General features: G+C 65.3%; 21 protein-coding genes and 1 tRNA gene. 12 read left to right on the top strand and 10 right to left on the bottom strand.

Going from position 1 to position 26,759, the window contains the following annotated elements; genetic code table 11:
• The 4 genes from ACFWO3_RS02805 to ACFWO3_RS02790 all read left to right on the top strand — a co-directional run bounded on the left by ACFWO3_RS02805 (position 1) and on the right by ACFWO3_RS02790 (position 3,678).
• Positions 1-1,209, top strand: coding sequence for an acyl-CoA dehydrogenase family protein (locus ACFWO3_RS02805; RefSeq protein ID WP_378573444.1), 1,209 nt, complete (start codon positions 1-3; stop codon positions 1,207-1,209).
• Between the two features lie 302 nt (positions 1,210-1,511).
• Positions 1,512-1,703 (top strand): hypothetical protein, encoded by a 192-nt coding sequence (locus ACFWO3_RS02800; protein WP_378573442.1) that lies wholly within the window; start codon positions 1,512-1,514, stop codon positions 1,701-1,703.
• Between the two features lie 78 nt (positions 1,704-1,781).
• Complete coding sequence (locus ACFWO3_RS02795) at positions 1,782-3,422, top strand: acyl-CoA synthetase (protein ID WP_378573440.1); 1,641 nt, start codon at positions 1,782-1,784, stop codon at positions 3,420-3,422.
• Between the two features lie 76 nt (positions 3,423-3,498).
• Positions 3,499-3,678: a hypothetical protein gene (locus ACFWO3_RS02790; RefSeq protein ID WP_378573438.1), complete on the top strand. Its 180-nt coding sequence runs from the start codon at positions 3,499-3,501 to the stop codon at positions 3,676-3,678.
• Between the two features lie 347 nt (positions 3,679-4,025).
• On the opposite strand, the gene ACFWO3_RS02785 is transcribed toward ACFWO3_RS02790, so the two are convergent.
• A tRNA-Met gene (locus ACFWO3_RS02785) sits at positions 4,026-4,102 on the bottom strand.
• A 422-nt stretch (positions 4,103-4,524) separates the two neighbouring features.
• Here ACFWO3_RS02785 and ACFWO3_RS02780 point away from each other — a divergent pair.
• Both ACFWO3_RS02780 and ACFWO3_RS02775 read left to right on the top strand, forming a co-directional pair.
• On the top strand, positions 4,525-4,854 hold the full coding sequence (locus tag ACFWO3_RS02780; RefSeq protein ID WP_378573436.1) for a transglycosylase family protein: 330 nt from the start codon (positions 4,525-4,527) through the stop codon (positions 4,852-4,854).
• Positions 4,855-5,044: 190 nt separating this feature from the next.
• A complete protein-coding gene (locus tag ACFWO3_RS02775) occupies positions 5,045-5,560 on the top strand; it encodes a transglycosylase family protein (protein ID WP_378573434.1) in 516 nt (171 codons plus the stop codon).
• A gap of 69 nt (positions 5,561-5,629) precedes the next feature.
• On the opposite strand, the gene ACFWO3_RS02770 is transcribed toward ACFWO3_RS02775, so the two are convergent.
• Positions 5,630-8,608, bottom strand: a complete 2,979-nt coding sequence (locus ACFWO3_RS02770) for a UPF0182 family protein (protein ID WP_378573432.1) — start codon at positions 8,606-8,608, stop codon at positions 5,630-5,632.
• A 216-nt stretch (positions 8,609-8,824) separates the two neighbouring features.
• Here ACFWO3_RS02770 and ACFWO3_RS02765 point away from each other — a divergent pair, with 216 nt between their 5' ends.
• Positions 8,825-9,427 carry a PPA1309 family protein gene (locus ACFWO3_RS02765; protein ID WP_378573430.1) on the top strand — a complete coding sequence of 201 codons (603 nt, stop codon included), beginning with the start codon at positions 8,825-8,827 and terminating at the stop codon, positions 9,425-9,427.
• 12 nt (positions 9,428-9,439) lie between these two features.
• On the opposite strand, the gene ACFWO3_RS02760 is transcribed toward ACFWO3_RS02765, so the two are convergent.
• Positions 9,440-10,462: a PDZ domain-containing protein gene (locus ACFWO3_RS02760; RefSeq protein ID WP_378573428.1), complete on the bottom strand. Its 1,023-nt coding sequence runs from the start codon at positions 10,460-10,462 to the stop codon at positions 9,440-9,442.
• Positions 10,463-10,577: 115 nt separating this feature from the next.
• Between ACFWO3_RS02760 and ACFWO3_RS02755 the strand changes: the two genes are divergently transcribed.
• From ACFWO3_RS02755 to ACFWO3_RS02745, 3 genes are all read left to right on the top strand, one after another.
• On the top strand, positions 10,578-11,990 hold the full coding sequence (locus ACFWO3_RS02755) for a zinc-dependent metalloprotease (protein ID WP_378573426.1): 1,413 nt from the start codon (positions 10,578-10,580) through the stop codon (positions 11,988-11,990).
• A gap of 106 nt (positions 11,991-12,096) precedes the next feature.
• Positions 12,097-12,975, top strand: a complete 879-nt coding sequence (locus ACFWO3_RS02750; RefSeq protein WP_378573424.1) for a hypothetical protein — start codon at positions 12,097-12,099, stop codon at positions 12,973-12,975.
• Positions 12,962-14,317, top strand: a complete 1,356-nt coding sequence (locus tag ACFWO3_RS02745; RefSeq protein WP_378573422.1) for an ABC1 kinase family protein — start codon at positions 12,962-12,964, stop codon at positions 14,315-14,317. The genes ACFWO3_RS02750 and ACFWO3_RS02745 overlap by 14 nt, the downstream gene beginning before the upstream one ends.
• 11 nt (positions 14,318-14,328) lie before the next feature.
• Here ACFWO3_RS02745 and ACFWO3_RS02740 read toward each other — a convergent pair whose 3' ends face one another.
• The 3 genes from ACFWO3_RS02740 to ACFWO3_RS02730 all read right to left on the bottom strand — a co-directional run bounded on the left by ACFWO3_RS02740 (position 14,329) and on the right by ACFWO3_RS02730 (position 17,175).
• Positions 14,329-14,622 carry a WhiB family transcriptional regulator gene (locus ACFWO3_RS02740; RefSeq protein ID WP_378574003.1) on the bottom strand — a complete coding sequence of 98 codons (294 nt, stop codon included), beginning with the start codon at positions 14,620-14,622 and terminating at the stop codon, positions 14,329-14,331.
• 178 nt (positions 14,623-14,800) lie between these two features.
• Complete coding sequence (locus ACFWO3_RS02735; RefSeq protein ID WP_378573420.1) at positions 14,801-14,959, bottom strand: hypothetical protein; 159 nt, start codon at positions 14,957-14,959, stop codon at positions 14,801-14,803.
• Between the two features lie 125 nt (positions 14,960-15,084).
• Positions 15,085-17,175, bottom strand: a complete 2,091-nt coding sequence (locus tag ACFWO3_RS02730) for an ATP-dependent DNA helicase UvrD2 (RefSeq protein WP_378573418.1) — start codon at positions 17,173-17,175, stop codon at positions 15,085-15,087.
• 110 nt (positions 17,176-17,285) lie between these two features.
• Here ACFWO3_RS02730 and ACFWO3_RS02725 point away from each other — a divergent pair, with 110 nt between their 5' ends.
• Positions 17,286-17,516 (top strand): mycoredoxin, encoded by a 231-nt coding sequence (locus ACFWO3_RS02725; RefSeq protein ID WP_378573416.1) that lies wholly within the window; start codon positions 17,286-17,288, stop codon positions 17,514-17,516.
• On the opposite strand, the gene nudC is transcribed toward ACFWO3_RS02725, so the two are convergent.
• Positions 17,513-18,391: an NAD(+) diphosphatase gene (nudC, locus tag ACFWO3_RS02720; protein ID WP_378574000.1), complete on the bottom strand. Its 879-nt coding sequence runs from the start codon at positions 18,389-18,391 to the stop codon at positions 17,513-17,515. The genes ACFWO3_RS02725 and nudC overlap by 4 nt on opposite strands.
• A 76-nt stretch (positions 18,392-18,467) precedes the next feature.
• A complete protein-coding gene (locus ACFWO3_RS02715) occupies positions 18,468-19,535 on the bottom strand; it encodes a potassium channel family protein (RefSeq protein ID WP_378573414.1) in 1,068 nt (355 codons plus the stop codon).
• A 157-nt stretch (positions 19,536-19,692) separates the two neighbouring features.
• On the opposite strand from ACFWO3_RS02715, the gene ACFWO3_RS02710 reads away from it, so the two are divergent.
• On the top strand, positions 19,693-20,097 hold the full coding sequence (locus ACFWO3_RS02710) for a MauE/DoxX family redox-associated membrane protein (protein ID WP_378573412.1): 405 nt from the start codon (positions 19,693-19,695) through the stop codon (positions 20,095-20,097).
• Here ACFWO3_RS02710 and ACFWO3_RS02705 read toward each other — a convergent pair.
• Both ACFWO3_RS02705 and ACFWO3_RS02700 read right to left on the bottom strand, forming a co-directional pair.
• Positions 20,054-23,419, bottom strand: coding sequence for an ATP-dependent helicase (locus tag ACFWO3_RS02705; RefSeq protein ID WP_378573410.1), 3,366 nt, complete (start codon positions 23,417-23,419; stop codon positions 20,054-20,056). The genes ACFWO3_RS02710 and ACFWO3_RS02705 overlap by 44 nt on opposite strands.
• The gene (locus tag ACFWO3_RS02700) at positions 23,416-26,709 is read right to left on the bottom strand and encodes an ATP-dependent helicase (protein ID WP_378573408.1); all 3,294 of its coding nucleotides are present in this window, start codon (positions 26,707-26,709) and stop codon (positions 23,416-23,418) included. Before ACFWO3_RS02700 ends, ACFWO3_RS02705 begins: the two co-directional genes overlap by 4 nt.
• Between the last annotated feature and the right edge of the window lie 50 nt (positions 26,710-26,759).

Here is a 26,759-nt window from a genome sequence, read left to right as displayed (position 1 = left end):
ATGATCAATCTCGAACTCCCCAAGAAGCTCAAGGCCCAGGCGAACCAGGCCCACCAGGTCGCTGCCGAGATCTTCCGTCCCATCTCCCGCCGTTACGACCTCGGCGAGCACGACTACCCCGTCGAGCTCGACACGATGGCCGCCATGGTCGAGGGCCTCAACGACTCCGGTAAGGGCGCCGCCGGCGCCACCATGGGTCGCAGCGCCGATGCCAAGGAGAAGGACGGCAACCAGAACGGCGGCAACATGTCGTCACTCCTCAACGTCATCGAAACCTGCTGGGGCGACGTCGGTCTCACCCTCGCGATCCCCTACCAGGGTCTCGGCAACTCGGCCATCGCATCCGTCGCCACGGACGAGCAGCTCGACCGCTTCGGCAAGGTGTGGGCCTCGATGGCCATCACCGAGCCCAGCTTCGGCTCCGACTCGGCGGCGGTCAGCACCACGGCGGTCCTCGACGGCGACGAGTGGGTGCTCAACGGCGAGAAGATCTTCGTCACCTCCGGTGAGCGTTCCACCCACATCGTGGTGTGGGCGAGCGTCGACAAGTCGAAGGGACGCGCGGCGATCAAGTCGTTCGTCGTTCCCCGTGAGGCTCCCGGCCTGAGCGTCGCCCGTCTCGAGCACAAGCTCGGCATCAAGGCGTCCGACACGGCCGTCCTGCTCTTCGAGAACTGCCGAATCCCCAAGGACAACATCCTCGGCTCCCCCGAGGTGAACGTCGAAAAGGGCTTCGCGGGCGTCATGCAGACGTTCGACAACACCCGTCCCCTCGTTGCGGGTATGGCGATCGGCCTGGGCCGCGCTGCTCTCGAGGAACTGCGCAACATCCTCACCGAGGCGGGCGTCGAGATCTCCTACGACACCCCGGCCTACAACCAGCACGCGGCAGCGGCTGAGTTCCTCCAGCTCGAAGCCGACTGGGAAGCCGCCTACCTGCTCACGCTCCGCGCGACCTGGATGGCCGACAACAAGAAGCCCAACTCGCTCGAGGCTTCGATGTCCAAGGCCAAGGCGGGCCGCACCGGTACCGCGGTGTCGCTCAAAGCCGTCGAACTGGCCGGCACCGTCGGTTACTCGGAGCGTCCGCTCCTGGAGAAGTGGGCCCGCGACTCGAAGATTCTCGACATCTTCGAGGGCACCCAGCAGATTCAGCAGCTCATCATCGCGCGTCGCCTCCTCGGAAAGTCTTCTTCCGAACTGAAGTGATCGCACCGGACCGAAGCCCCCGTCACGCCACTGCGCGACGGGGGCTTCGCTGTGTGTCCCCTTCCTTTCGGCGCAGGCTCCGAGGTCTCCTGGGTAGGTCACGGAGGCGATCATGCAGATTCGCGGCGCCAGAGCAGCGGTGACGGGCGCGTCCGGCGGCCTCGGTGCGCCATCGTCCGCGCGCTCGACGTCGATCTGCGCGGACGTGAGCATCTCGTCTACATTTCCTCGGTTCGGTCGTGGACGCCGGCATGTTGGCACGCACACCTTCCCGCTCCTCCAGGATCGAAGGCGTCACATCCATGGCAGTGGGACTCGCGGTCGTCGCGGCCATAGAACGTGATCGGTCGGAGATCGATGTCGCAGACCTTCCCGTTCGTATCGTTGCGAGGCTCAGCGGTATCGCGCCGGGACTCGTCGCCCGTCTCACCCAGAGTGAAGACGCCGTTGCTTACGCGGAGCAACTCGCCGAGGGGCCCGGCCAGGATCGTTGAAGACCCCGGCACCCTGCCCTGCATCATCCTCTACTCTTGGCAGTGACACATGTCACCTGAACCCTGGGGAGGGTTTCCATGCCACGGCAGAGCATCCTGGGCAAGATCACCGGCCCTGACATTCTCGGCAAGATCACCGATGCGGCCGGGGCCGTCACTGTCATGGGTCGCGCCGGCCTGGTCCCCTTCCCACGCCTCGACCGGGGCATCAATTCGATTCTGGCAGTGAACAAGTACGGGCCCTTTGCCGGTCCCGTTCACGCTCACGCCCAGAACGGACTGGATGCAGTGGCTCTCGTCGACGAACACGGCTCGCTCACCTATCGCGAACTCGAAGAGCACTCGAATGCACTCGTGCGTGCGTGGCAGGCCGATGGAATCCGTGAGGGGTCCGTCATGGGAGCGATGTGCCGCAACCACCGCGGACTCGTGCTCACGATGCTCGCCTCCGCCAAGAACGGAACGAAACTCGTGCTGATGAACACGGGGTTCGCACGGCCGCAGCTCGTCGACGTCGCGGCCCGCGAAAAAGTTCGCGCATTCGTCTACGACGACGAATTCTCCGATGTCGCAGCCGCTCTGCCGGACGACGTGATCGTGTACCGGTCGTGGTCCGACGGCGAGCCCGACGACCGCAACCTCGAGGAACTGACAGCGAAGTTCGATCACCGGCCCGTCCCCGCTCCTCGAACCGAAGGTGGGTTCGTCCTGCTGACGAGCGGAACGACGGGAACCCCCAAGGGCGCGCCACGCGGTCACACGTCTCCCCTGGCGTCTGCACAGTTCCTCGACCGCGTCCCGCTGCGGCGCAGTCAGACGATGATGATGGCGGCGCCCGCATTCCACGGGACCGGGGTGTCACAGTTCGCGCTGGCCCTCGCGCTCGGGCAGACCGTCATCATGCATCGGAAGTTCGACCCCGAGAACACGGTTCGGCTGGTCGCCGAACACAAGTGCGATGTCCTGGTCGTCGTTCCCACGATGCTCCAGCGCATCATCGACCTCGGGCCCGACGTTCTGTCCCGTTACGACACCTCGAGCCTGAAGATCATCTTCGCAGCGGGCTCCGCGATCTCTCCCGACTTGTCGAAGAGGACGGCAGACGCATTCGGGGAGGTCCTGCACAATCTGTACGGGTCGACGGAGGTTGCCGTAGCAACTGTCGCGACACCGGCCGATCTGGCGAAGGCACCCGGAACCGCCGGCCGTGCCCCGGTCACCTGCCACGTGCGGTTGTACGACGACGATGGCGACCCCGTCACCGAACCGGGCACCGTCGGCAGAATCTTCGTCTCGAGTGGACTCAGCTTCTCCGGATACACCGACGGCCGCGACAAGGAACGCATCGACGGACTACTCTCGACCGGCGACGTCGGCCACTTCGACGACGACGGTCTGCTGTTCGTCGACGGACGAGACGACGACATGATCGTCTCCGGCGGCGAGAACGTCTACCCGCTGGAGGTGGAGAACCTTCTCGCGAACCGCGAGGACGTCATCGAGGCAGCGGTGATCGGTGTGGAGGACTCCGATTTCGGGCATCGGCTGCGCGCGTTCGTCGTATCGGCCCCCGGTTTCGATCACGATGCCGAGCAGATACGGGCATATGTTAAGGAGAACCTCGCCCGGTACAAGGTGCCGCGAGAAGTGACGTTCATCGACGAGTTGCCGCGCAATGCAACCGGAAAACTGCTGCGGAAGGCCCTCTACGACCTGTGACCGCACCGAGTTCACGTTCGTCCGCACAAGGAGAAGCGACTTTCCGCGGCCTCGTGCCTGGCTGGAGAAGCCGCATGTGGCCAGGTTCTGGAATCACGGAACCACCGACGCCGATCTCGAGAACGATTTCGGCGGGAGCATAGACGGCACCGAACCGTCGGCAGACCTCATCGTGCGGTGCGGCGGCATTCCTATTGGCTTCGTTCAGCGTTACCGCCTCAAGGACTATCCGGAGGACACAGCGCTCCTGGGGTAGCTGGTGGAGGTGCCTCCCCGCACGCTATCCATCGACTATTTCATCGGCGAAGAAGACCTTGTCGGCCAGGGAGTCGGGTATCGCGATGCTTCGAGCGTTCATCGACACCGGTCGCACAGATCTACCGGACATGGACGCCGTGATCGTGCCGGTGGCCGTTCCCAATCGAGCGTCCTGGCACGCATTGGAGAAGGCCGGGTTCCGCAGAGTTGGCGAGGGGTATCTGCCGCCGGACAATCCGATAGACGACGGGCCCCACTACGTCAGCCGACTCGACCTGACCTGGCAAGGCTCGACCCTGACAAACGAAAATTGGCCGACACCCGTAGGTGTCGGCCAATCTTCAGTGGTAGCGGGGACAGGATTTGAACCTGCGACCTCTGGGTTATGAGCCCAGCGAGCTACCGAGCTGCTCCACCCCGCGTTGCATGAACAAAGCTACACGAAAGCGCGAACGGTGTGCAAATCGCACATCGGCGTCACCGAGGGCTTCACCGAGCGACCGTCCGGCTACCGCAATTACCCCTTCCGATAGCAGTAAGACACACCTCCAAACCGGCCCGATTCGGAACCCATCCAACATCACAATCGGACAAATCAGTCGCCGAATCATTCCAGAAAAGGGCCTGTGAGCGTGAGACGTGCCACATCACTTTGCGGTAACAGAAGCGCATACGGAAGGTTGTGAATGCGTTCCGAACTGGGAAAACAGGGGGTTTGAATCCCACCTGATGGTCACTGACACGGAGATTGCGCCGCCGTGACCTATCCGTAATACATCCGTACGGTCGTTCACGGCCCGGTTCCAAACGGGCGGATTTACCCCCGACGTAAGGATCTAACCGCATGACCCGCAACATCACGAAGCGAACCCTCAGCACTCTGGCACTGGCCGGCGCAGTCGTCGCCGTGCCGCTCGGAGTAAGCGCCGGAACCGCCAACGCGGCTTCGGGCGACTGGGATGCCGTCGCACAGTGCGAGAGCGGTGGCGACTGGAGCACCAACACCGGAAACGGCTACTACGGCGGCCTGCAGTTCTCGCAGAGCACCTGGGAAGCCAATGGCGGCACCGGCTCGGCCGCAGACGCCAGCCGTGAGCAGCAGATCGCAGTTGCAGAGAACGTTCTCGCGACGCAGGGCCCCGGCGCATGGCCGGTCTGCGGCGCAAACCTCTGAGCTGACCGCTCGGCGTAACAACGCCGCAGTTCGCGCAATACTCAGAGCGCACACGACCCGCTCCACAACTTCCCCGTGTCGGTCGTCATTCGAACCCGACGCGCGCGGAGGTTGTGGAGCGGTTTCGTTTTCCCGATCCGCCGCCGACACGAGGTGGCCACACCCGCTGAAGTGAAGAGGAACCACCCGCATGACCACTAGTAATATCGCCAAGCGCACGTTCGGCGCCCTCGCGCTCACCGGCGCGGTCGCTGCCGTACCGTTCGCGCTGAGCACCGGAACCGCCAACGCTGCCACCCACGACTGGGACGGCGTCGCACAGTGCGAGAGCGGTGGAAACTGGAGCACCAACACCGGAAACGGCTACTACGGCGGCCTACAGTTCTCGCAGAGCACCTGGGAAGCCAACGGAGGAACCGGCTCGGCGCACAACGCCAGCAAAGCCGAGCAGGTCCGAGTCGCCGAGAACGTCCTGAACACCCAGGGCCCCGGTGCATGGCCGGTATGCGGTCAGTACCTCACCACGACCACCGAGGCTCCGGCACCCGAGGCGCCGGCCGATCAGGGCACGCAGATTCCCGCGGAAGCGCAGCCGTACGTCGATCAGGCTCTCGAAGCTGCCCAGCAGTTCGCCGATCAGAACGGATTCGCAGCGCAGTACCAGCAGGTGCTCACCAACCCGCAGGTCGCGGCAGCCATCAGCTGATTCCACACGGATTCGCGAAAGCGCCCCGGTCGTCCTCTCGGACGGCCGGGGCGCTTCTCATCGGAATTCCTACTTGGGTAGGTCCTGGTACGCGGCGACGGCACGCTGCACCCGCTCGAGTGCTTCACCGTAGGCGGAGAAGTCGCCACTCTGCTGCGCAGACTGCAGTGCGGCGAGCGAACTGTCCAGTTCGGTGACCGCGGCAGAAACATCTCCTGCCGGAGGTGCGGCCGGTGCCGGCGCCGGAGGTGTCACGCCCCCTTCGGTGGGTACGGGTTCATCGCCCGTCTGCTGCTCCGGCTCACCCTCCGCGCTCGGGGCGGTTGCCACATTGCCGGTACCCGCACCGAACACCTGATCAAGTGCCTGCGCCAAGGTCGGCGCGTAACCGACCCGGACACTGTTGCTCGGCGGCGCCTCGCGGTAGCTCACGAGAACCCGAGAGAGCTGCGGGAAGGTCGACGAGTTCGGGCCCGTCGAACTTCGCTCCGTGTACATCGGCTCGACGTAGAGGATGCCACCGTCCGCGATCGGCAAGGTGAGCAGATTGCCGTACTGAATCTTGTTCGATCTCTCGAGCAATGTCCGCTCGGACGCCACGCGTGGATCCGAGATCATCGAGTTCTGCGTCTGCTGCGGGCCCTGAGTCTGGGTATCCGTCGGCAATTGCAGCACCGTGAACTTGCCGTAATCCTCAGGGTCCGACTTCACCGACAGATACGCCGAGAGGAACTCACGGCTGTAACCGACCATCGCGCTCGTCAGATTGAACGAGGGCTTACCGGTCTCCGGGTCACCGACCAGTACGTAATACGGCGGCTGGCTCGCAGTCGTATCGATCGTCGGGTCACTGGGTACCGACCAGAAGGCGTTGTTGGTGAAGAACTCCTTGGGGTTGTCCACGTGGTACTTCGCGAGCATCTCGCGTTGCACCTTGAACAGATCCTCCGGGTAGCGGAAGTGTTCGCTCAGTTCCTGCGGAATCTCGCTCTTCGGCTCCACCGCATCGGGGAAGACGCCCATCCAGGCGTCGAGAACCGGGTCTTGCTCGTCGACCTGGTACAGCTTGACCGTGCCGTCGTAGGCATCGACGGTCGCCTTCACCGAGTTTCGGATGTACGAGACTTCCTTGCGTGGCAGCGGACGACCGGTGTTCTCGTCGATGCTGTCCTCGACCAATCCGTCGAGCGAGCTTCGCTGCGCGTACGGGTAGTCCTGCAACGTCGTGTACGCGTCCACGATCCAGACGATCTTGCCGTCCACAACGGCCGGGTACGAATCTCCGTCCGCCGTCAACCACGGTGCCACGTGCGTGACACGATCTCGCGGATCACGGTTGTAGATGATCTTCGAATCGCTGCCGATGGCACTCGAGAAGAGGATGTTTCGTTCCGCGTACTTGGCGGCGAACGCCAACCTGTTGAACCAGTTGCCGATCGGGACGCCCCCGGCCCCCGTGTACGTGTACGTCGCCTCGTCGGTGTCGTACTCGCGAGGCGCGTCGCCCTCGGTGTTGCCCACGATCGCGTAGTCGTCGTTGGTGTCCGCGATGACCTCGCCGTAGTAGATGCGCGGCTGATCCACGGGAATCGTCTGGTCGCCCGCAGCCTGCGAAGCAATGTCACTGACCTGGTAGACGGGGTAGCCGCTGTTGCTGTTCGCAGCTTCCTCCACGGACTCGCCTGCGGCGGCGTTGACTCGGTTCGCGGGTGCGGACACGAGGCCGTTGCCGTGCGTGTAGACGGTGTGCTTGTTGATCCAGTCCGTCTGGTTGCCCTGCAGGCTCTTCGGCGACAACTCGCGTGCGGCCACGATGTAGTCGCGCATCTCGCCGTCGATCGTGTACCGGTCGATGTCCAGCGAGGGCGGGAAGCCGTAGAAGTTCTTCAGCTGCTGCTGCTGAGTGAACGTGCGGGACAGGATGTTCGGATCCAGCAGTCGAGTGTTCGCGATGGTGGTCGCGTCGGAAGGCACATCGCGTGGATTCGTGGTGCTGTATCCCTGGTAGTCCTTGTACTCGACCTTGTCGTCGGTGATTCCGTACGCCTGGCGAGTGGCCGCGATGTTCCGTTCGATGTACGGCGCCTCCATGTCGGCGGCGTTCGGTCGCACGGAGAACTGCTCCACGACCATGGGCCAGGCCGCGCCGACGAGAATCGAAGACAGCACGAGCAGTGCGGTGGCCATTGCCGGGATTCGCAGATCGCGCATGAAGATTGCGGCGAAGAAGGCGATCGCGCAGATCACCGCGATGGCCAGGAGAATGAGCTTGGCCTGCATGACCGCGTTCATGTCCGTGTAGCTACCGCCCGTGAACGTCGGTTCCTTGCGACTGCTCGACAAGAGGGAGTACCGGTCGAACCAGTAGGCGACGGCCTTGAGGAGAACGAACGTGCCGGCGAGTACGGCGAGCTGAATGCGAGCGGCGCTCGTGAGCGATCCCCCACGCCCGGCCAGCTTGATACCGCCGAAGATGTAGTGGGTGACCAGTGCGGCGAAGAACGCCAACACGACAGCGACGAACAACCAGTTCAGCACGAACCGGTAGAACGGCAGGTCGAAGGTGTAGAAGCCGACGTCCAAGCCGAACTCGGGATCGACGTTCCCGAAATCGCCGCCGTTGAGGAACAGCTGAACCGTGACCCAACTCGACTGCGCGATGAGACCGGAGAATGCACCGATCACGGCAGGTATGACCACGCCGAAGAGCCGCAAGCGGCTCATCACGGTGGTGCGGTAACGCGCGACCGGATCGTTCGGTCCCGCGACCGGTACGAACACCGGACGCGACCGGTAAGCGAGAAACAGGGCCAACCAGACGATCGCGGCGACGATGACGCCGACGACAACGAACAGGATCAGCCTGGTCACCAGAACGGTGGTGAACACACTGCGGAATCCGACCTCGCCGAACCACAGCCAGTCCGTATAGGTGCCGATGAGCCGGGGTCCCACCAACAACAGTGCGGCGGCGACGAGTGCCAGTATCAGCAGCACGCGACTCCGCTTGGACAACGACGGTAAACCGGCGGGGGGCCGCATGCCCACGTCTCACGCTCCAAGAGTTCGGCGACGCCCTCGGCGACGCGATCAACTGCAACCGTACCTGTGTCCACCACCTGGGGTGGTGACCGTTTCGTCCCACTCTACGTAACGACCGAACGACCACTCACATGATGTCTCCTCGGGGCCGATCGGGCACGCCGTTGCGGTCGAATCGGCGCGGCCCTTCGGGCCGAACCGAGGCGGTGAGAAGATGAAACGGTGAGTTCCGAGAATTTCGACAATCCGACAGATGCCCTTGCCCGCTGCGTTCGGGAGGTCGTCGAGTTCGTCGATGCCCGAGGCTGGGATCAACCGCCGCAGATGTTCGCCCTGGTTCCGACCGCGGCCTTGGCTGCCGCCGAACCCACCCTCCTCGACCAGTTGGAGGACGGGGCCGAACTCACGCCGATCGAGCAGGAATCGTTGCCCGACGACATCGGTGGCGGCACACCGGCACTCGACGAGTTCCTCGCGACCACGACGTGGCCCGCCTCGGTTGCCGGGTGTGCACTCACTCAGGAGATCGTGGTCCTGCCACCCGATGCGGAGGCCGACCTCGACGAGGCACTCGTTCCACTCCTCGCAGATCGGGATGCGGCCGACGAGGCTGCGCGCAACGCGGCCCGTTCACATCCGGAGCGACGAAACGGACGCCTGATCGCGGCAGTGCTGCGTGACGGACCTTCGCTGTGCCTGCTTCAACTCCAGCCCGAAGAGGACGACGATCCCTACGCCGACCTCGAACTGCTCACCTACGAGGACCTCGCTCCGAATCTGGTTGCCGCCCTGTACGCGACTCTCGAGGCAGCAGAGGACGACTGACCGGCACCCGGCTCAGCAGTGCGGTGCTTCCTCACCGCGCGCGAGGGCGCCGAGCGCGTTCACGGCACCGTCCACGTCGTCGACCTTGACCAGGCGCAGTCCCTCCGGAGCACCCTGACTCGCTTCGTCGCAATTCTTGGCCGGAACCAGGAAGGTCTCGGCTCCGGCTTCGCGTGCGGCTATGAGTTTGTATCGGATCCCACCGATCGGCCCGACCTCGCCGTCGGAATCGATGGTTCCGGTGCCTGCGACGAACTTGCCGTCGTTCAGCTCCCCCGGCGACAGCTTGTCGATCAGGGCGAGCGTGAACATCAGTCCTGCCGACGGTCCACCGATGTCGGCCAGGTTGAACTCGACCGTGAACGGGACTTCCGGAGTCTCCTCCGGGGTGATGCCCAGGTACCCCTTGGCCGGATCGTCGGGTCGCGCCGCGAGGGTGACCGCGACGGGTGTCTCCACCCCGTCGCGGAGAACCACGATGTCGACCTCGGCACCGGCCCCGAGATCCGCGACGATCCTCTGGACGTCACCCGTGGTCGATACGGGCTGTCCGGCGACGCTGATCACCCCGTCACCCTCGCGCAGCACGTCCTTGGACGGACCGTCCGGCCCGACCGTCGCCACGCTCAGGCCGACCGGCAGGTCCAGGAAGTGGAGCGCCGCGAGTTCGGCGCTGTTCTCCGACATCTGGAAGTCGGCGGCATTGTCTTCCTTCACCTCGTCCGTCGACTTGTCCGGCGGGTACACCTCGGCCCTTGGCACGAGCCCCTGTTCGCCACTGGCCCAGAGCCCGAATGCCTCGAACACGTTGAGGTTGTCTCGCACGGAGACCGTGGTCATGTTCAGGTTGCCCGTGGTCGGATCGACCTCTGTTCCTTCGATCTTCACCACGTCCTCACCGTTCACCACCCCGAGTGTGTTGAAGGTGGGCCCGGGTCCGAGTGCCACGAACGGCACCTTGATCACGGTGCCCACGATGCCCAGCACCACGATCGGCGCCAGCCCGGCAACGAGCGTCACGATCCGTCGATTCACCTGGACCAGCGTAGAGCGCGCCCACAGCCACGTGTGTTCGGGCCGTCGGCCGTGTTCGCCGTCAGCGTGACGCACACGAGACATCGCGGGGGTAACGCCTTGTACCGTTGAAGGCATGAGCAATCCCCCGTTCGGCTTCTCGAACTCCGACGACGATCGCGACAAGAACGAAGATCGCGACAAGAACAGCGGTGCCGGTGGCGCCTCGTCATTCGGCGACTTCGGAGCGGAAGGACTCGGCCAGGGTGGGTTCGACCCCGCGTCCCTCGGGAAGATGCTGTCCCAGTTCGGCGAGATGCTGAGCGGTATGGGCAGCTCGATGGGATCGGGCGGACAGGAAGGCCCCGTCAACTACGACGTGGCGAAGAAGCTCGCGCGCCAGAGCATGGGTGAGGTCGCCCCCATCACCAAGGGAAGCTCCGAAGCGATCGCCGATGCATCGCACCTCGCCGAATTGTGGCTCGACGCGGCAACGACACTCCCCGCCGGTGCGACCCGCAACGTGGCGTGGACGCCGAACGACTGGCTCGACAACACCATGGACACCTGGAAGCGCCTGTGTGATCCGGTCGCCGAGAAAGTGTCGGGGATGTGGGTACAGGGCCTGCCCGAAGAGGCTCGCCAGATGGCCGGCCCGATGATGGGCATGATGAATCAGATGGGCGGTCTGGCCTTCGGTTCCCAGCTCGGTCAGGCGCTCGGACAGCTCTCCAAGGAGGTCCTCACCTCCACCGACGTCGGATTGCCGCTCGGTCCTGCGGGAACCGGGGCCCTGATGCCCGCCGCCGTCGAGCAGTTCAGCAAGGGCCTCGAACAGGCCGACCGCGAGGTTCTGGTGTTTCTCGCCGCACGCGAAGCTGCCCACCAGCGCCTTTACAACCATGTGCCGTGGCTGCGTCAGCGGCTTCTCGCCACGGTCGAGGAGTACGCGCGCGGAATCACCATGGACTTCTCGGCGATCGAGGATCTGGCGCAAGGGTTCGATCCTGCGTCGTTGAGCGATCCGTCGCAGCTCGAGAACATTCTTCAGCAGGGCGCATTCGAGCCACAGACGACGCCCGAGCAGAAGCTTGCGCTCGAACGACTCGAGACACTGCTCGCCCTCGTCGAAGGCTGGGTAGAGGTCGTTGTCCCCGAGGCGTTGAAGGACCGACTGCCCGGTGTGAGTGCCTTGAGCGAGACCATGCGCCGCCGTCGGGCAACTGGCGGACCGGCCGAACAAACTTTCGCCACCCTCGTCGGCCTCGAACTCCGTCCCCGGAAGCTTCGCGAGGCGGCGACGCTGTGGTCGAAGCTCACCGCCGACGCCGGCATCGACGAGCGCGACGGCGTCTGGGCGCACCCTGACCTGCTCCCGGACTCGTCCGACCTCGACAACCCGGCCGCGTTCGTCGACCGAGTGCTCGGTGGCGGCGAGGTGGGTAACTTCGACGATCCGATGGCTCTCCTCGAGGAAACCGAGGCGCGCGAACGTGCCGAGCGAGCGGAGCAGGACAAGAACGAGCCCGGCGAAGACACCGATTCCTGACCAATCGTTCATCGGGCGTAAAACTGCAGCTCACGGTGAGCACGAGGCTGTGGATAACCACGAAACCACCGGCAACCTGTGTCATTTGCGCTGACATGCTGGGCGAATGAGTTCGCACACGCCGGTCGGCCCCAAGTTGGCGCGGTTCACCGAATTGCTCCAGCGCCCGGACGGCAGGGTTCAGCTGGGGTGGGACCCCGACCGGGCGATCGTGCTCGCTCCACCCGAAGGAATCCTCGCCGAGGAGGTTGTCGGTGTGTTGCGTCTGATGGACGGACGAACGAGCCGCCCCACGATCATGTGGTCCGCTCGCGAACGCGGAATCCGCCCCGACGACATGACCGCTCTCCTGACCGAACTCGAGTGCGCCGGCCTGTTGGACGCCAGGCCTGCAAGACCCCGATTGTCCGTCCGTGTGCACGGACGGGGGCCGCTGTCGGATGCGGTGTCCGAGGCACTCCCGCGACACGGCGTACGTGTGAGCCGTTCAGCGAACGGTAACGCGGACGCCGATGCACGACGCTGGAACGACACATGCGTCGTACTCGCGGACGATCTGGCGATCGAACCGCATCTCGTCCGCGATCTGGTTCGCTTGGGCATCCCGCACCTGCATGTTCGGCTTCGCGACGGCCGAGGCGTCGTCGGTCCGATGGTGCTGCCCGGTACCACCAGCTGCCTCCGCTGCGCCGACTTGTCCCGCTCCGAACAGGACGAACACTGGCCGCACCTGGCCGCACAGCTCGTCGGCACTGTCGGCGATGCAAACCCCGCCATGATCTTGGCCACTGCGGCTCTCACCCTGGCCCAGATCGATGCAATAGCGGCGGCTGATCCCGACGAACCCCCGGCCAGTCTCGGCGCCACCCTGGAGATCGATCTGGACGTTCCACGCGTGGTGATCCGACGATGGCCGCGTCAAACGCGGTGTAGTTGCAGATATCTCGCCCCCGGTACGGGCGGGATCGACGATGTTCGTTCATGATGGTGGGGTGTCCGACATCCCACGCAGGAGTTCTGCCCGCACCGCGAAGCTCGCGAGTCTTCCTTTGGGAATGGCAGGCCGGGCCGCCGTCGGTTTCGGTCGACGACTCGCGGGCGGCGACAAAGACGAGATCGATGCCCAGCTGAACGCCAAGGCCGCCGAACAACTGTTCGCCGTCCTCGGTGAACTCAAGGGCGGGGCGATGAAGCTCGGGCAGGCACTCAGCGTCATGGAAGCGGCGATCCCCGAGGAGTTCGCCGAGCCCTACCGCGAATCGCTCAACAAGCTGCAGGCAGAAGCCCCACCGCTGCCGTCCAAGGCCGTACACCGAATGCTCGATCAGCAACTCGGAACCAACTGGCGGAAGCGGTTCAGTTCGTTCGAAGACGAGCCCGCGGCATCGGCGAGCATCGGCCAGGTGCACCGTGCCGTGTGGTCGGACGGCCGCCCGGTGGCGGTGAAGGTCCAGTACCCGGGCGCCGACGAGGCCCTGCGCGCCGACCTCAAGACGCTGGCTCGTTTCGCCGGGCTGTTCACGTCCGTGATGCCCGGGGTCGACGTGCGGGCCGTGATCGACGAGTTCACCGCCCGCACAGAGGAAGAACTCGATTACCGAATCGAAGCGAACAATCAGCGCCGATTCGCGAAGGTTTTCGAATCCGACCCGCAGTTCGCGATTCCCAAGATCGTCGCCAGCGCACCGAAGGTCGTCGTCAGCGAGTGGATGACCGCGACCCCACTCAAGTCGATCATCGCGTCCGGGACACCCGAGCAGAGAAACGTGGCGGGCGCGCTGCTCGCCGAGTTCCACTTCGTTTCGCCTGCACGAGTGGGCTTGCTGCACTGCGATCCGCATCCGGGCAATTTCATGATGCTCGACGACGGTCGTCTCGGTGTCATCGACTTCGGTGCCTGCGCACCCTTCCCGGACGGTCTGCCAGCCATCTTGGGAACCATGGTTCGCCTGGCGGTTCGTGAGGATTTCGACGAACTCACCGAACTTCTCCACGATCATGGATTCGTATTGCCGGGACGGACCGTGACGGACAGTGAGATCGCCGACTACCTGAGGCCGTTCACCGACCCGATTCATACGGAGTCGTTCCACTTCACACGTGCGTGGCTGCAACGTGCGGCCGGTGTGGCCACCGACATGAACAGCCAGCAGTTCAGGACCGCGAGGGCCCTGAACCTGCCGGCCGAATATCTGATGATCTTCCGAGTACTACTCGGATCTGTCGGGATCTGCGCGCAACTCGACGCATACGCGCCGTACATGGGCATCCTGACCCGTTGGCTGCCCGGTTTCGCCGATCCCGACCCCGACCGGATCGCGCCCTGAGCGCTGCGCCGTCAGGCGCAGGCCAGGGCTGCGGTCTTACGTGGGCGGCCACGCGGTCGCTTACGCGCGATGATGGTTCCCTGATCCAGGATCTCGCCGCCCCACACTCCCCAGGGTTCGGCCCTGTCGAGTGCTGCGTCGAGACATCGGGTGCGGATCGGGCAACCCGCACACAGTGCCTTCGCTTGCTCCAACTGCGCAGGTGACTCTGCGAACCACAGGTCGGGATCGTTTCCACGGCACGGGAGATCGTCCCGAACCACGGCTACCGTCGCCAGTCCGCTTGTAGCGGTTGCGTTTTCGATGTCCCCTCGGCATGTCGCGGTAGACACGTCGTCCTCCTCGGCTTCGTTCGACTGTTCGTCTGTCTGGTTTCGATCGATGGGCGAACCAGAGCCGGAGTGACGAGCGAGGAGCTCGAAACAACAATGGCCACGGTCCGCAATTGCGGTGTCCGTGGCCAAAGTGACGGTGAGAACAGTTCTACCGGGGGCAACCTCGGTATCTCCGGACCACGGACTCGTCTGCTGCAGTGGGACGTCGGCGGGCGACCAGCCACACCCCTGCTGCACGCTCTGCAGCTGCGAGGGCCGAAAGGTCGGTAGCAGCGATCGACATCGTCTGCGCGATGAACTTGGTCATTTCGAACTACCTCCTTTCGATCGATTCCGACATGGACTGCACACGAGTCTCCCCGCGGCGATGAATACAACAGTAGGCATTGCGAACGGTCCGCACAACCCATTTTTGACCTGGGCTTTTACGATTCAGTTCGGAGTGTCTCCGCGCACGACGGCCAGCACGTCCGCACCGAACTGTTCGAGCTTCTTCGCGCCGATACCCGGAATTGCCACGAGACCACGATCGTCGCGCGGTCGCTGTTCGGCGATTGCCGTCAGTGTGTTGTCACTGAACACGACGAATGCAGGCACTTTCATGGCACGCGAAGTATCGCGCCGCCACGTTCGCAGTGCCTCCAGAATCTCGACGTCGACATCCGAAGGACAGCTTTCACACCGGGCGAGCATCGTGGCCGTGGTGCCGATCAACTGCTTGCCGCACACTCGGCACCTCGGACGCTTCTTGGTCGTGGAGGGTGGTGCAGCGATCCGCGAAGCCGGTGAATCGTCCGGAATCAGACCGTGCAGGAATCGCGACCGTCGCCGCGACTTGCGTCCCCCCTCGTTCCGGGCGAGCGCCCAGGACAGCTGGAGATGCTCCCGTGCACGGGTGACACCCACATACAGGAGCCTGCGCTCCTCTTCGATACCCCGCTCGTCCGGCCCCGAACTCGAGTCCCCCAACACATGCTGGATCGGAAGCGTGCCGTCCACCAGACCGACGAGGAACACGGCGTCCCACTCGAGTCCTTTCGCGGCATGCAGCGACGCGAGCGTCACACCCTGTACGACCGGTGGGTGGCGGGCTTCTGCCCGGGCGGCGAGTTCGCGCAGCAGGCCGTCGAGAGTGAGCTCCGGATCGTGCGCCAATTGCTCCTCGGTGAGCGAGACCAATGCGGTGAGCGAGGACCATCTCTCTCGCGCCTGAGCGCCCGCCGGCTCCATGTCGGTCAGGCCGAGGGGAACCAGCACCGCGCGGACGACCGTGAGGAGATCCGCGTCCGCAGGAAGATCGTCTCGGCCGGCCGTCTGCCGGAGAGCTGCGACGGCCTGTCGCACCTCGGGACGCGTGAAGAAGCCCTCACCACCGCGGATCTGGTACGGAATGTCGAGACGAGTCAGCGCCTGTTCGTGCGCCTCGGACTGCGCATTGATGCGGTAGAGGATGGCGATCTCGGCTGCCGGGGTGCCCCCAGCGATGAGCCGCTGCACTCCCCGTGCCACTGCCGCTGCTTCCATCGCTTCGTCGTCGAACTCCGCGAAGCTCGGCTCCGGCCCGGGCTTGCGCTGACCCACCAACTGGAGTCGAGTGCCCGCGATACGACCGCGCGCCGCACCGATCACCCGATTCGCCAGGGACACGACTTCGGGAGTCGAGCGATAGTCACGCTCGAGTCTGACCACGGTGGCATCGGGGAATCTTCTCGAGAAGTCGAGCAGGTAGCTGGGCGTGGCGCCTGTGAAGGAATAGATGGTCTGATTCGCATCGCCCACGACGGTCAGGTCGTCGCGCTCGCCCAGCCAGGCGTCGAGGACGCGTTGCTGGAGTGGGGTGACGTCCTGGTACTCGTCTACGACGAAGCATCGATACCGGTCACGAAACTCCTCGGCTACCGCCGAGTGTTCTTCGAGTGCCGCGGCCGTGTGCAGTAGCAAGTCGTCGAAATCGAGAAGCATTCCGTCCGCGCTGCGCACCTTCAACTCTTCGTAGGCCGAATACACAGCGGCCACCTTCTCCGCGTCGAAGGGGGCTTCACGCCGTAGCCGGGAAACGGCCTGCGGGTAGTCCTCGGGCGCGATCAGCGAAGCCTTGGACCACTCGATCTCACTCGCCAGGTCACGGACACTGTCGGTCCCGGTCGGGAGGCCGACGCGCCCGGCAGCGGCACTCACGGCCGCGAACTTGCGGTCCAGCAATTGCCAAGGCGTGTCTCCCACGACCTGCGGCCAGAAGTACCGAAGTTGTCGGAGAGCGGCGGCGTGGAAGGTGCGCGCCTGAATCTGGGGCCCCGCGTCGCCGATGCCGAGGCTGCGCAGTCGCCCGCGCATCTCACCTGCGGCACGCGCGGTGAACGTGACCGCCAGCACCTGCCCCGCCGCCACGTGACCGGTCTCGACGAGGTGTGCGATGCGCCGCGTGATGGTTCTCGTCTTGCCCGTACCGGCTCCTGCCAGCACACATACCGGTCCCCTCGGCGCGCGAACGGCTGCAGTCTGTTCCGGGTCGAGGCCTGACATGGGCTCCATCATGGCAGTACGCCCCGACAACTCCCACACGGACGACCGGGAACACGAAGCCGTCCCAGCGCGTTGTACCCGCCGTGACTGCTAATTCGGATACTGGGACCATGACCATCTACTCCACCACGTGGTGTGGATACTGCCGACGCCTGAAGACTCAGCTCGACGAGGCCGGCATCGGCTACACGGAGATCGACATCGAGCAGGACCCGGCGTCGGCCGAGTTCGTAGGCAGCGTCAACAACGGCAATCATGTGGTTCCGACCGTGAAGTTCGCCGATGGCAGCACCGCAACCAACCCCAGCCTCTCGCAGGTCGAGAAGGCCCTGGGTCTCTAGCCCGCAGCAGACCAGGATTCGAGAATTCCGCGGGCAATCGAGATCGAGCCGGGCAGCAACAGCCGGGCGTCGGCGGTCGAGGTCCAGTCGCCGGCTTCCAGAGCTGCCCGGACCTCGTCCCTCGTGAACCAGTGCGCCTCGGCGATCTCGCCATCCGCGAACACCAGTGGCGCCTCGGGATCGCCCACCGCGGCATACCCGATCATCACGGAACGAGGAAACGGCCACGGCTGACTGCCGAGGTAACGCACGTCCTCGACGTCGAGTCCGACCTCTTCCTTGATCTCACGCATCACGCAGGTCTCGAGACTCTCCCCCGCCTCGACGAAGCCGGCGAGAATCGAGAACCGCCGCCGCGGCCAACTCGGCTGCCGAGCGAGCAGAACTCGATCGCCACCGTCGTGCACGAGGCAGATCACTGCGGGATCCGTACGCGGAAACTCCTCGTGGCCGGTGGATGTGGAGATCCTGGACCAACCGGATACCGACGGCTCGCTCGGCGCGCCGTCGTACGCGCTGAAACGGGCCGAGTCGTGCCAGTTCAGAATCGCGACGGCCCCGGTGACGAGACCAGCGTCCTCGTCACCCAACTCACTGCCGAGCAATCTGAGATCCGCGAGTTCACCGACGAGTTCACTGGCGCGCATGGCCCAGACGTGCCGGCCCTCCCGAATTCCGAGGAACACCGCTCCACGGATGGGCTCCCGACCGAATTCGGTTGCGTCGCGCAGCAGTAGCCGTGTGCCGTCCACTCGGACCCGACCTCGCGGGTCCACCTCCAACACGTGCGCCTCGCCCCACCCTGACACGAGCGCATCGACATCCGAACGCAGTTCCTCCGCACGACCCACCGAAGATCGCGACAACAAAGGCATTTCGGTCAACTGGAAGTCAGGCACGGACCCGACCCTACTGCGCCGTCCGAATCTGCAACCGGAACCTGTGTGGGTGTCAGGCGGTGACCCGGCGAATGTAGAGAAGCCGATCCTCGGCTTCGACGGCGTCGACCTCGGGCGAACCGACCCGCACGAGCCTGCCGTCGCGAACCACACCCAGGACGATGTCGGCGAGGTGACGCGGGGAGCCACCCACCTCGTCACGTTCGACCGCACGTTCGGCGATGGCGAAACCGGCCTCCGGAGTCAGCAGATCCTCGATCATCTCCACGACTGTCGGAGTGGTGGTGGCGATCCCGAGCAGACGCCCTGCCGTCTCCGAGGAGACGACGACCGAATCCGCACCGGACTGGCGCAACAGGTGCGCATTGTCGGCTTCGCGGATAGCGGCGGCGATCTTCGCTTTCGGGGCGATCTCACGCGCTGTGAGGGTCACGAGCACAGCCGTGTCGTCCCGGTTTGCGGCAACGATGATCGATTCTGCGTTCTGAGCTCCCGCCAACCGCAGAACATCGGACTTCGTCGCCGAACCCTGCACGGTCACGAGACCTTTGGCGGCGGCGGCATCGAGAGCCACACTGTCCGTGTCCACCACCACGATCTCCGACGCGGGAACGTCGTCACCGAGCATCGCGTCGATCGCGGTTCGACCCTTGGTTCCGTATCCGACGACGACGGTGTGATTGCGCACCTGCTGCCTCCAACGCTGAATTTTGAATGCCTGACGTGAACTTTCCGTCAACGCGGCGAGAGTGGTACCGACCAGGATGATCAGGAAGAAGATCCGCAGCGGAGTGATCAACAGGACGTTGATCAGTCGCGCGGAAGGCTCGACCGGGGTGATGTCGCCGTATCCGGTGGTAGACAGGGACACCGTGGCGTAATAGACGCAGTCGAGGAACGACAGCTCGTTGTCCTGGACGTCGCGATACCCGTCACGGTCGAAGTACACGATCAGAACGGCCAGCATGAGCGCACCGAGGGCGATCCCCACCCGCCGGTAGATGGCTCGTGCCGGACTCTTCTGCAGTTCCGGGATCTTGAGAACACCCACCAACGCGAAATCCGGCTGGTCGGTGAGCGCTTCCGACCTGTTCAATCTCGCACGTAGCCTGCCGGCCATACAATCGTCTCCACGTCGATAACAGGTTCTTCACCACAGACTTCACATCGGCTGGCAAGCCTAACCCCGATCGTCGCGCTGCGATGACATTCCCCTCACCCGCACGCCCCTCACCCGCACGGCGGGTCGTCTCGCCGGCTCGTGCCACACTGGACGAATGCCGAGCGAAGACCCAACTCCACCCAGCCAAGCTGCCGCCTACCGGTTGTCGGCGCTCCTTCTCGGTGCGGCGGTACTGCACTTCGCGTCGCCGAAGTTCTTCGACAGCACGGTTCCCCGCCAACTCCCGGGCGAGGCACGCACGTACACGTACGCATCCGGTGTCGCGGAGGCAGCAATCGGCACCGCCCTTGCAGTCCCTAGGACGCGTCGACTCGGCGCCGGCCTGGCCGCAGTCCTGTTCGTGGCAGTGTTGCCCGCGAACATCCAGATGGCCGTCGATTGGTTGCGGAGCAGCAAGACCACGCGGGCACAGAAGATCGGCGCACTCGCCCGCCTCCCCTTGCAGATCCCGCTCGTCACCCAGTCCCTGGCAGCTCGTCGCCGAGCGCCTCGCCACTAGAAGTCGCAGGTTCGCCCAGAGCCGGTGTCCGACCTGCAGTCCGGATCAGCTCAGCCAACGCGTGTTCGTCCGGCAGGTCGTCGGGTGCGATTGTGCGCCCGGACCGCACGTAGTGGAAGGCCGCCCGCACCATGTCGATCGGCACGCCGACGAGTTCCGCCCAGGCCAGCCGGTATGCGGCCAATTGCATCACGACCGAACCCTCCCGTTCCGCTGCGGGTTCCGCTCCGGTCTTCCAGTCCACGACAGTCCACCCACCGTCGGCGTCACCGAACACCGCATCGATTCGCCCGCGTAGCACTGTGCCGGCGACGGAAGTCTCGAAGGGAATTTCGACCTCTACCGGACTCCGGTTCGCCCACTCCGACCGCAGGAAGGCGGCCTGCAATTTTTCGAGTTCGGACTCCGGTCCGTCGACGGTGTCGGCCGCACCGGGTAGTTCGTCGAGATCGAGCAGTCTGGTTGCCCCGAAGCGGCGTTCGACCCAGGCGTGAAATGCGGTACCCCTGCGTGCGAGTGGGTTCGGGGGATACGGCAACGGCCGGCGCAGCCGTGCGGCAAGTTCGCTCGGGTTCGCCTTCAACTCGACGAGCTGACTGACCGACAATTGCGCAGGCAATACGACTTCGGCTCGGGCGTGTGCCCTCGCCTCACGTTCGGCCAATAGCGCGTCGACGTCCGCGGCCCAGTTTTCCGGATCGTCTTCGAGGTGGGCCGAATTCTGCGCAGCGGAGTTCGCGATCGCCTCCCGAACCAGCGACGCTCCCTCCTCCACCCACGCTCGCCTGTGTCCCAACGGATCACGCGGCCAGGTCGCTTCCTTCGGAGTCGCGGTCAGAGGGTTCTCACCATCTTCGGGTCTGTTCGCCCACTCCTCGACCACCGCGACGGCACCGTTCTCGTCTCGAACGACTTCGTCACGAAGCTCGGTGAGAAACTCCGACGGCCCCTTCGGCTCACTCCCCGTCTCCGCCCAGTGATGCCCGGAGACGAACAGGACCCGCTCGGTCCTGGTGAGCGCCACGTAGAACAAGCGACGATCCTCGTCGAGCTTCCGATCGGCCAACGCCGCCTTGTGTGAGGTGATGGCGTTCTCGAGATCCTTCCGGTTGTAGACGCTCTCGAGATCGAGCACCGGAACCCCGTCCATGCCGTCTCCCGGCAGCGCACGGTCGCCACGCAACGACGGTGGAAGCTCGCCCAACGCCCCGAGCCATGTGCTCGATGCCGTCTTGGACGGAAACACCCCTCCCGTCAGGTGCGGTACCGCGACCACTTCCCACTCGAGCCCCTTGGCGGAGTGCACCGTCAAGACCTGCACGCGATGGGGGTCCACGTCGACTTCGCCGGGCGCGAGCCCCTTCTCGACGGTCTCCGCGGCCGCGAGAAACGACAGCAATCCGGACACCGATGCGGAAGTACGTCCGGCGTAGCCGGCCACCACGTCGGCGAAGGCATCCAGGTGCTCGCGGCCGGCCTCCCCGGACACGCCTTCTCGTAGTCGGGCCTGCGCTTCGATCCCGATCCCGAGAACCCGTTCGACGTCGGCCACCAGTTCGGTGAGCGGCTGGCCGATCCGTTCCCGCAAGGACGCGAGCTCGCGTGCCACGGCGGTGATTCGGACGTAACCGTCTGCCGAGTAGCGTTCAGCAGGACCAGGGTCGGCAAGGGCGTCCACCAACCCTGCCTGCTCCGCCAGTTCACCGGGTAGGGATTCCCCCACCGCGGCCTCCAACGCTGCTGCATCGGTCACCGAACCCGTTGTGCCGTAACCCTTCCGGATCGCGAGCTCGGCCGCCCTCGACGACAGTGCCGTGAGATCGCGCGCCCCGATCTGCCACCGTGCGCCGGTGAGAACACGAACTGCGGCGCTACCGGCCATCGGGTCCGCGACCACACGCAGCATGGCGATCACGTCGGCGACTTCGGGGGTGTGCAGCAGACCGCCGAGTCCCACCACCTCTACTGGCAGCCCCCGGCGGCGCAGCACCTCGGCGATCGGTGCCGCGTCCGCGTTTCGGCGGATGAGCACCGCCGCTGTGGGTGGCTGTTCACCCGCCGCTCGCGCGGCGTCGAACTGCTCGGCAATCTTGTCCGCCAACCATTCTCGTTCCGCAACGACGTCGGTCGTCAACGCTATGCGCACATCTCCCGGCACCGGATCGGGACGAGCACGCAGGGTACTGACCGGGACGCCTCTTCCCCGGAGCGAGGTGGACGCCGCATTCGCCAGTTCGAGAGCCTCGGGTGGATTCCGCCAGCTCGTGAGCAATTCGAGAATCGGCGCGGGTGATCCGTTCGGCAACGGAAAGTCGGTGGCGAACCGCGGGAGGTTGGCCGCAGACGCACCACGCCATCCATAGATCGACTGCATCGGATCGCCGACAGCGGTGAGCGCGAGCGAACCGTCCCGCCCGCCACCGAACAGGGACGACAACAACACTCGCTGTGCGTGTCCCGTGTCCTGATACTCGTCGAGCAACACGACCCGGAATCGCCTACGTTCGGCCCCGCCGACCTCGCCGTGCTCGGCGGCCAGTCGCGCAGCGAGTGACATCTGGCTGCCGAAGTCGAGTGCGCCTTCTCTTCGGAGGGTGTCACCCAGTCGTTCGACGAGTGGCAGCAACGCTGTTCGGGCGTGCTGTGTTTCGAGAATGTCGATCAGCACCTTCGCCGGGGCGCCGCGCTGACCCGGCCCCGCCGGCAGTGTGTGCACCAACCGGTCGAGTTCGACGTGCGCCTCACGAAGCTGGTCCGGCCGCACCAAGTGCTCGGCGAGTTGCCCGGACAGAGCAAGAACTGCCTCGGTGAGCGATGCGGGGCTTCTGTCGGTGTCGAGGTCCCCGTCCCAGGAGCTTACGACCCTGTGTGCCAACTGCCACAGTTCGGTTTCGGACAGCAGGATGGACGACGGCTCGATCGGCAACAGCAACCCGTGTTCGCTCAACAACCGCCCCGCGTACGCGTGGTAGGTGCTGATCTCGGGTTCACCCGAGACGATCTTCGATCGCAGTTCTCCCGAGGGGTCGATCGACCGCAGCAATTCCGATCCCGCCAGGCGAGACAGCCGCTTGCGAATACGCGCGGTGAGCTGTTGCGCCGCCTTCCGTGTAAAGGTCAGTCCGAGAACCGCTTCGGGTTCGACCAACCCGTTGGCCACCATCCACACCACGCGAGCCGCCATGGTTTCGGTCTTGCCTGCGCCTGCCCCCGCGACAACCAGCGTCGGACCCATCGGGGCCGCTATGACCGCGGCCTGCTCCGGTGTGGGTGGGAACTGGCCGAGTCCACGGGCGAGATCCTCCGGGCTCACCCGGCTCACTCCCCCGTCACCTGCCTGCCCTCGTCGTGGGCCGGGCAGCTCGATCGCACCGGACAGTGTCGGCAGCCGTCGTTGATTCGGGCGAGAAACTGCGGCCCCTTGGTGGCAGCGGCCGCGGCATGGATGACATCGGTCCAGGTCTCCAGGCTCTCGTCCGTCAGCGGGGCCTGGGTACGTTGGGCGGCCCCGTCCTTGTTGTGAGACTTCGCCACGAAGACCAGCCGCGCTCCCCCTGGCTGTGTGGGCGGCTCACCGTCGATGGCGCCGACCGCTGCCGCAACCTGGTACGCCGCCAACTGTGCGTGTTGCTGGGCAGCGTCTTTCGTGACCGGATTGCGTGCCGTCTTCACGTCGACGACGACGGGACGCCCGTCGGTGCCTCGCTCCAACCGGTCGATGCGGCCGCGTAGGTGGACGGAAGGCCCGCCCTCCTCGCGCGGCTCGAGTACACCGTCGACGCCCACCTCGACACCGATCTCGGTGAGTTCGCCGCGCGTGCCCGCGAGCCAGTTGGAGAACGTGGCCAACATCTCGCGGGTTCGGTCGAGCTCGCTGCGCGAGTACCACTGCGATCCGAGATCGATCGCACTCCAGGCGTTCTCGAGTGCGGCATCGACCTGGTCGGCCGGGATTCGGCCGGCGAGAGCCTGCACCAGCGTATGCACCAACGTGCCGGAGATGGCGTGTGTGTTGTCGCCGTCGGTTCCGCCGTGTCGTTCGAGAAGCCAACGCAAAGCGCAGGTTTCGAGTAGCTCGATGCTCGACGGTGACAATGACACAGGACCATCCGACACCTCCCACAGTGTCTCGGTGGAACTCGGGTCCGAGGTGCCGTACCAGTGGTCCGGATGGGCCCCGCGCACACCGGCTTCCGCCAGGCGCGCCAATTGCACCGCAGCACGATTCCTTCGTTCGGGGTCACGCACCCCGATATCCGGATCGCACACGACGCTGCGAAGTTCGGCCACGAGTGCAGGTAGTGCCAGAACACGGCTCGACGGTTGTTCGGGCCGTTGGGAATCGGGGTCGGCTGCATCGTCGCCCGGCACCTCCGCCAGCTCGTCGACGAACCGTGACGGCACCAATTCGTCACCGCCGGCCGACTCCACCGCGGTAACCAGGAGGGCCCGGCGGGCCCGCCCACACGCAACCAGAAAGAGACGGCGCTCCTCGGCGAGCAACGGAGCTGTACGTGACATACGTTCGCCTGCGGCGTCACTCCCGTCCGATACCCCGTCCGCGAAATCGATGAGCGCATCGGTCGCCAGCAGAGAACCGCGGGCGCGCATACTCGGCCACAAACCCTCCTGTACTCCCGCGACAGCGACGACGTCCCACTCTCGCCCTGCCGCCGAATGCGCACTGAGAATCGTCACGGCGTCGACGGGTACCGCCGCAACGCTGCGCGACGTACTCGGAATCTCCTGACTCGTCAGGTAATCGACGAATCCGGATATCCGAGCACGCGGTAGACGGTCGACGTAACCGGCAGCGGCGTCGAAGAGTGCGACCACGGCGTCGAGGTCGCGGTCCGCCTGAGAGCCGACCGGTCCGCCCCGGGCCGACGCCGCAGCCCACACGCGCTCGAGTCCGGTCGCCTGCCAGGCCGCCCACAGCACCTCTTCGAGGCCGCGACCCCGATCGAGAGGCACCGCCGCTTTTCGCAATACGGCCATCGTTCGGCGCAAGGACTCTGCTTCGACGTCGGTGAGGCGTTCGAGCAGAGGATCGGACCGGCCGATCTCGCCGATCAGGACGAGGCGCAGCAGTTCCGACGACTCCCGCTCCCCGCCACCGGCAAGCTCGGAGCGTCGGAGGCCGCGGCGCAGGCGACGCAATGCCACGGGTTCCACACCTCCGACAGGCGAGGACAGGAGCGCGACCGCATCCTCGCCGGTGAAGGCATCCCCGGATAGTGCACGCAGCGCGAGCAGCAGCCCGCTCACACCGTGCTGCCGAGCCAACGGCAGTTCCGAGGCGGAGGTGGTGACCGGCACGCCGAACGCGAGCAACGCGCGACGAAGCGGCGCCAATGTGCGCGGCACCGAGCGAACGATCACCGCCATCTCGGACCACGCGATGCCGTCGAGCAGGTGTGCCCGTCGCAATGTGTCCGCGATGAGTGCGGCTTCCTTCGCCGGACTCGAGAGGACGTGCACCTGCGCGCGTCCACCGTGTTCGAGTGGCAACCAGCCCCGGTGCGGGTGGTGTCCGGGAAGCCGGCTCGCGACCTTCGAGCACACTGCCGCGACCTCCGCGGCACTCCGGAAATTGGTGGACAGAATCACCTGCCGGTCGGAACCCTTCTCTGCGAGTCGAATCAGGAATCGCGAGTCCGCTCCGCGGAATCCGTAGACAGCCTGATCGGGGTCGCCGGCGATCACGGTGCTGCTCGTGCCCGTTCCGACGAGTTGCACCAGTTCGGCGGCCTGCGGGTCGAGGTGCTGAGCGTCGTCGACCAACAGGTGCCGCACCCGCGCACGTTCGCCACGCAGAAGTTCCGGGTCGGTGGCGAAGGCCATCAACGCCGCGCTGATCAATTCGGCGGCGTCGAGCGCCGGTGCAGTGGCCTCGGGCGCCTCCACCCCGACCGATCCCCGCAACAACATCCCGAACTCGTAGCGAGCCGCGAACCGGCCCACCGCGGTCCACTCGGGACGATTGCGTTCACGGCCGAGCTTGATCAGATCCTCCGGGCCCAGCCCGCGCTCGTTGGCACGCATCATCAAGTCACGAACCTCGGCCGCGAAACCGTTCATGCCGAGGGCGGGGCGCAATCGTTCCGGCCACATGAGCCCGCCGTCCTCGATGTCGCCTCGCAACATCTCACGCAGAACGGCGTCGTGCTCCGCGCCGGTGATGAGCCGCGGCGGAGGGTTCCCGTGAGCCGACGCCTGTAGACGCAAGACGGCGAACGCATAGGAGTGAACGGTCCGCACGAGCGGCTCGCGGGTAGCCCGCGCGCCGTGTTCGGCCTCGTGATCGACCAGGCCGGCCGTGATCTCCTCACGGACCCGCGTCGCGGCCCGACGTGATTGCGTGAGCACGAGAACGGACTCCGGGTTCTCTCCCGACGAGATACGATCCACCGCACAGTCGACGAGAAGGGACGTCTTTCCCGTGCCCGGCCCGCCGAGCACCTGCCACGGATGCCATCCCCGCGGGGACGCGGCAGTGAACAGCCGTCGTGTCCGCGGATCCCAATCACGCTTCGTCTGCCCCGGCGGCCTGCGCTCCACGAGCCTGGCGCGGTCGGGCGCCTTCCCGTGGTGCACGGCTGTTCGAGTCATGACGAGCATTTCACCAGATCGGTACGACACGACCTCGGCTCGGGACCGCA

The organism is Rhodococcus sp. NPDC058521, assembly GCF_042719695.1.
In the GTDB taxonomy this organism is placed as follows: domain Bacteria; phylum Actinomycetota; class Actinomycetes; order Mycobacteriales; family Mycobacteriaceae; genus Rhodococcus_F.
The sequence above is the reverse complement of the archived record's forward strand: the minus strand, read 5'-3'. Positions and strand labels throughout refer to the sequence as shown.

Coding starts and splice junctions, on each gene's coding strand:
- ACFWO3_RS02800 (WP_378573442.1), top strand. CDS start 1,512: ATGGCAGTGGGACTCGCGGTCGTCGCGGCCATAGAACGTGATCGGTCG.
- ACFWO3_RS02780 (WP_378573436.1), top strand. CDS start 4,525: ATGACCCGCAACATCACGAAGCGAACCCTCAGCACTCTGGCACTGGCC.
- ACFWO3_RS02700 (WP_378573408.1), bottom strand. CDS start 26,709: ATGACTCGAACAGCCGTGCACCACGGGAAGGCGCCCGACCGCGCCAGG.
- ACFWO3_RS02745 (WP_378573422.1), top strand. CDS start 12,962: ATGTTCGTTCATGATGGTGGGGTGTCCGACATCCCACGCAGGAGTTCT.
- ACFWO3_RS02735 (WP_378573420.1), bottom strand. CDS start 14,959: ATGACCAAGTTCATCGCGCAGACGATGTCGATCGCTGCTACCGACCTT.
- ACFWO3_RS02730 (WP_378573418.1), bottom strand. CDS start 17,175: ATGTCAGGCCTCGACCCGGAACAGACTGCAGCCGTTCGCGCGCCGAGG.
- ACFWO3_RS02725 (WP_378573416.1), top strand. CDS start 17,286: ATGACCATCTACTCCACCACGTGGTGTGGATACTGCCGACGCCTGAAG.
- ACFWO3_RS02805 (WP_378573444.1), top strand. CDS start 1: ATGATCAATCTCGAACTCCCCAAGAAGCTCAAGGCCCAGGCGAACCAG.
- nudC (WP_378574000.1), bottom strand. CDS start 18,391: ATGCCTTTGTTGTCGCGATCTTCGGTGGGTCGTGCGGAGGAACTGCGT.
- ACFWO3_RS02710 (WP_378573412.1), top strand. CDS start 19,693: ATGCCGAGCGAAGACCCAACTCCACCCAGCCAAGCTGCCGCCTACCGG.
- ACFWO3_RS02750 (WP_378573424.1), top strand. CDS start 12,097: ATGAGTTCGCACACGCCGGTCGGCCCCAAGTTGGCGCGGTTCACCGAA.
- ACFWO3_RS02775 (WP_378573434.1), top strand. CDS start 5,045: ATGACCACTAGTAATATCGCCAAGCGCACGTTCGGCGCCCTCGCGCTC.
- ACFWO3_RS02715 (WP_378573414.1), bottom strand. CDS start 19,535: ATGGCCGGCAGGCTACGTGCGAGATTGAACAGGTCGGAAGCGCTCACC.
- ACFWO3_RS02755 (WP_378573426.1), top strand. CDS start 10,578: ATGAGCAATCCCCCGTTCGGCTTCTCGAACTCCGACGACGATCGCGAC.
- ACFWO3_RS02795 (WP_378573440.1), top strand. CDS start 1,782: ATGCCACGGCAGAGCATCCTGGGCAAGATCACCGGCCCTGACATTCTC.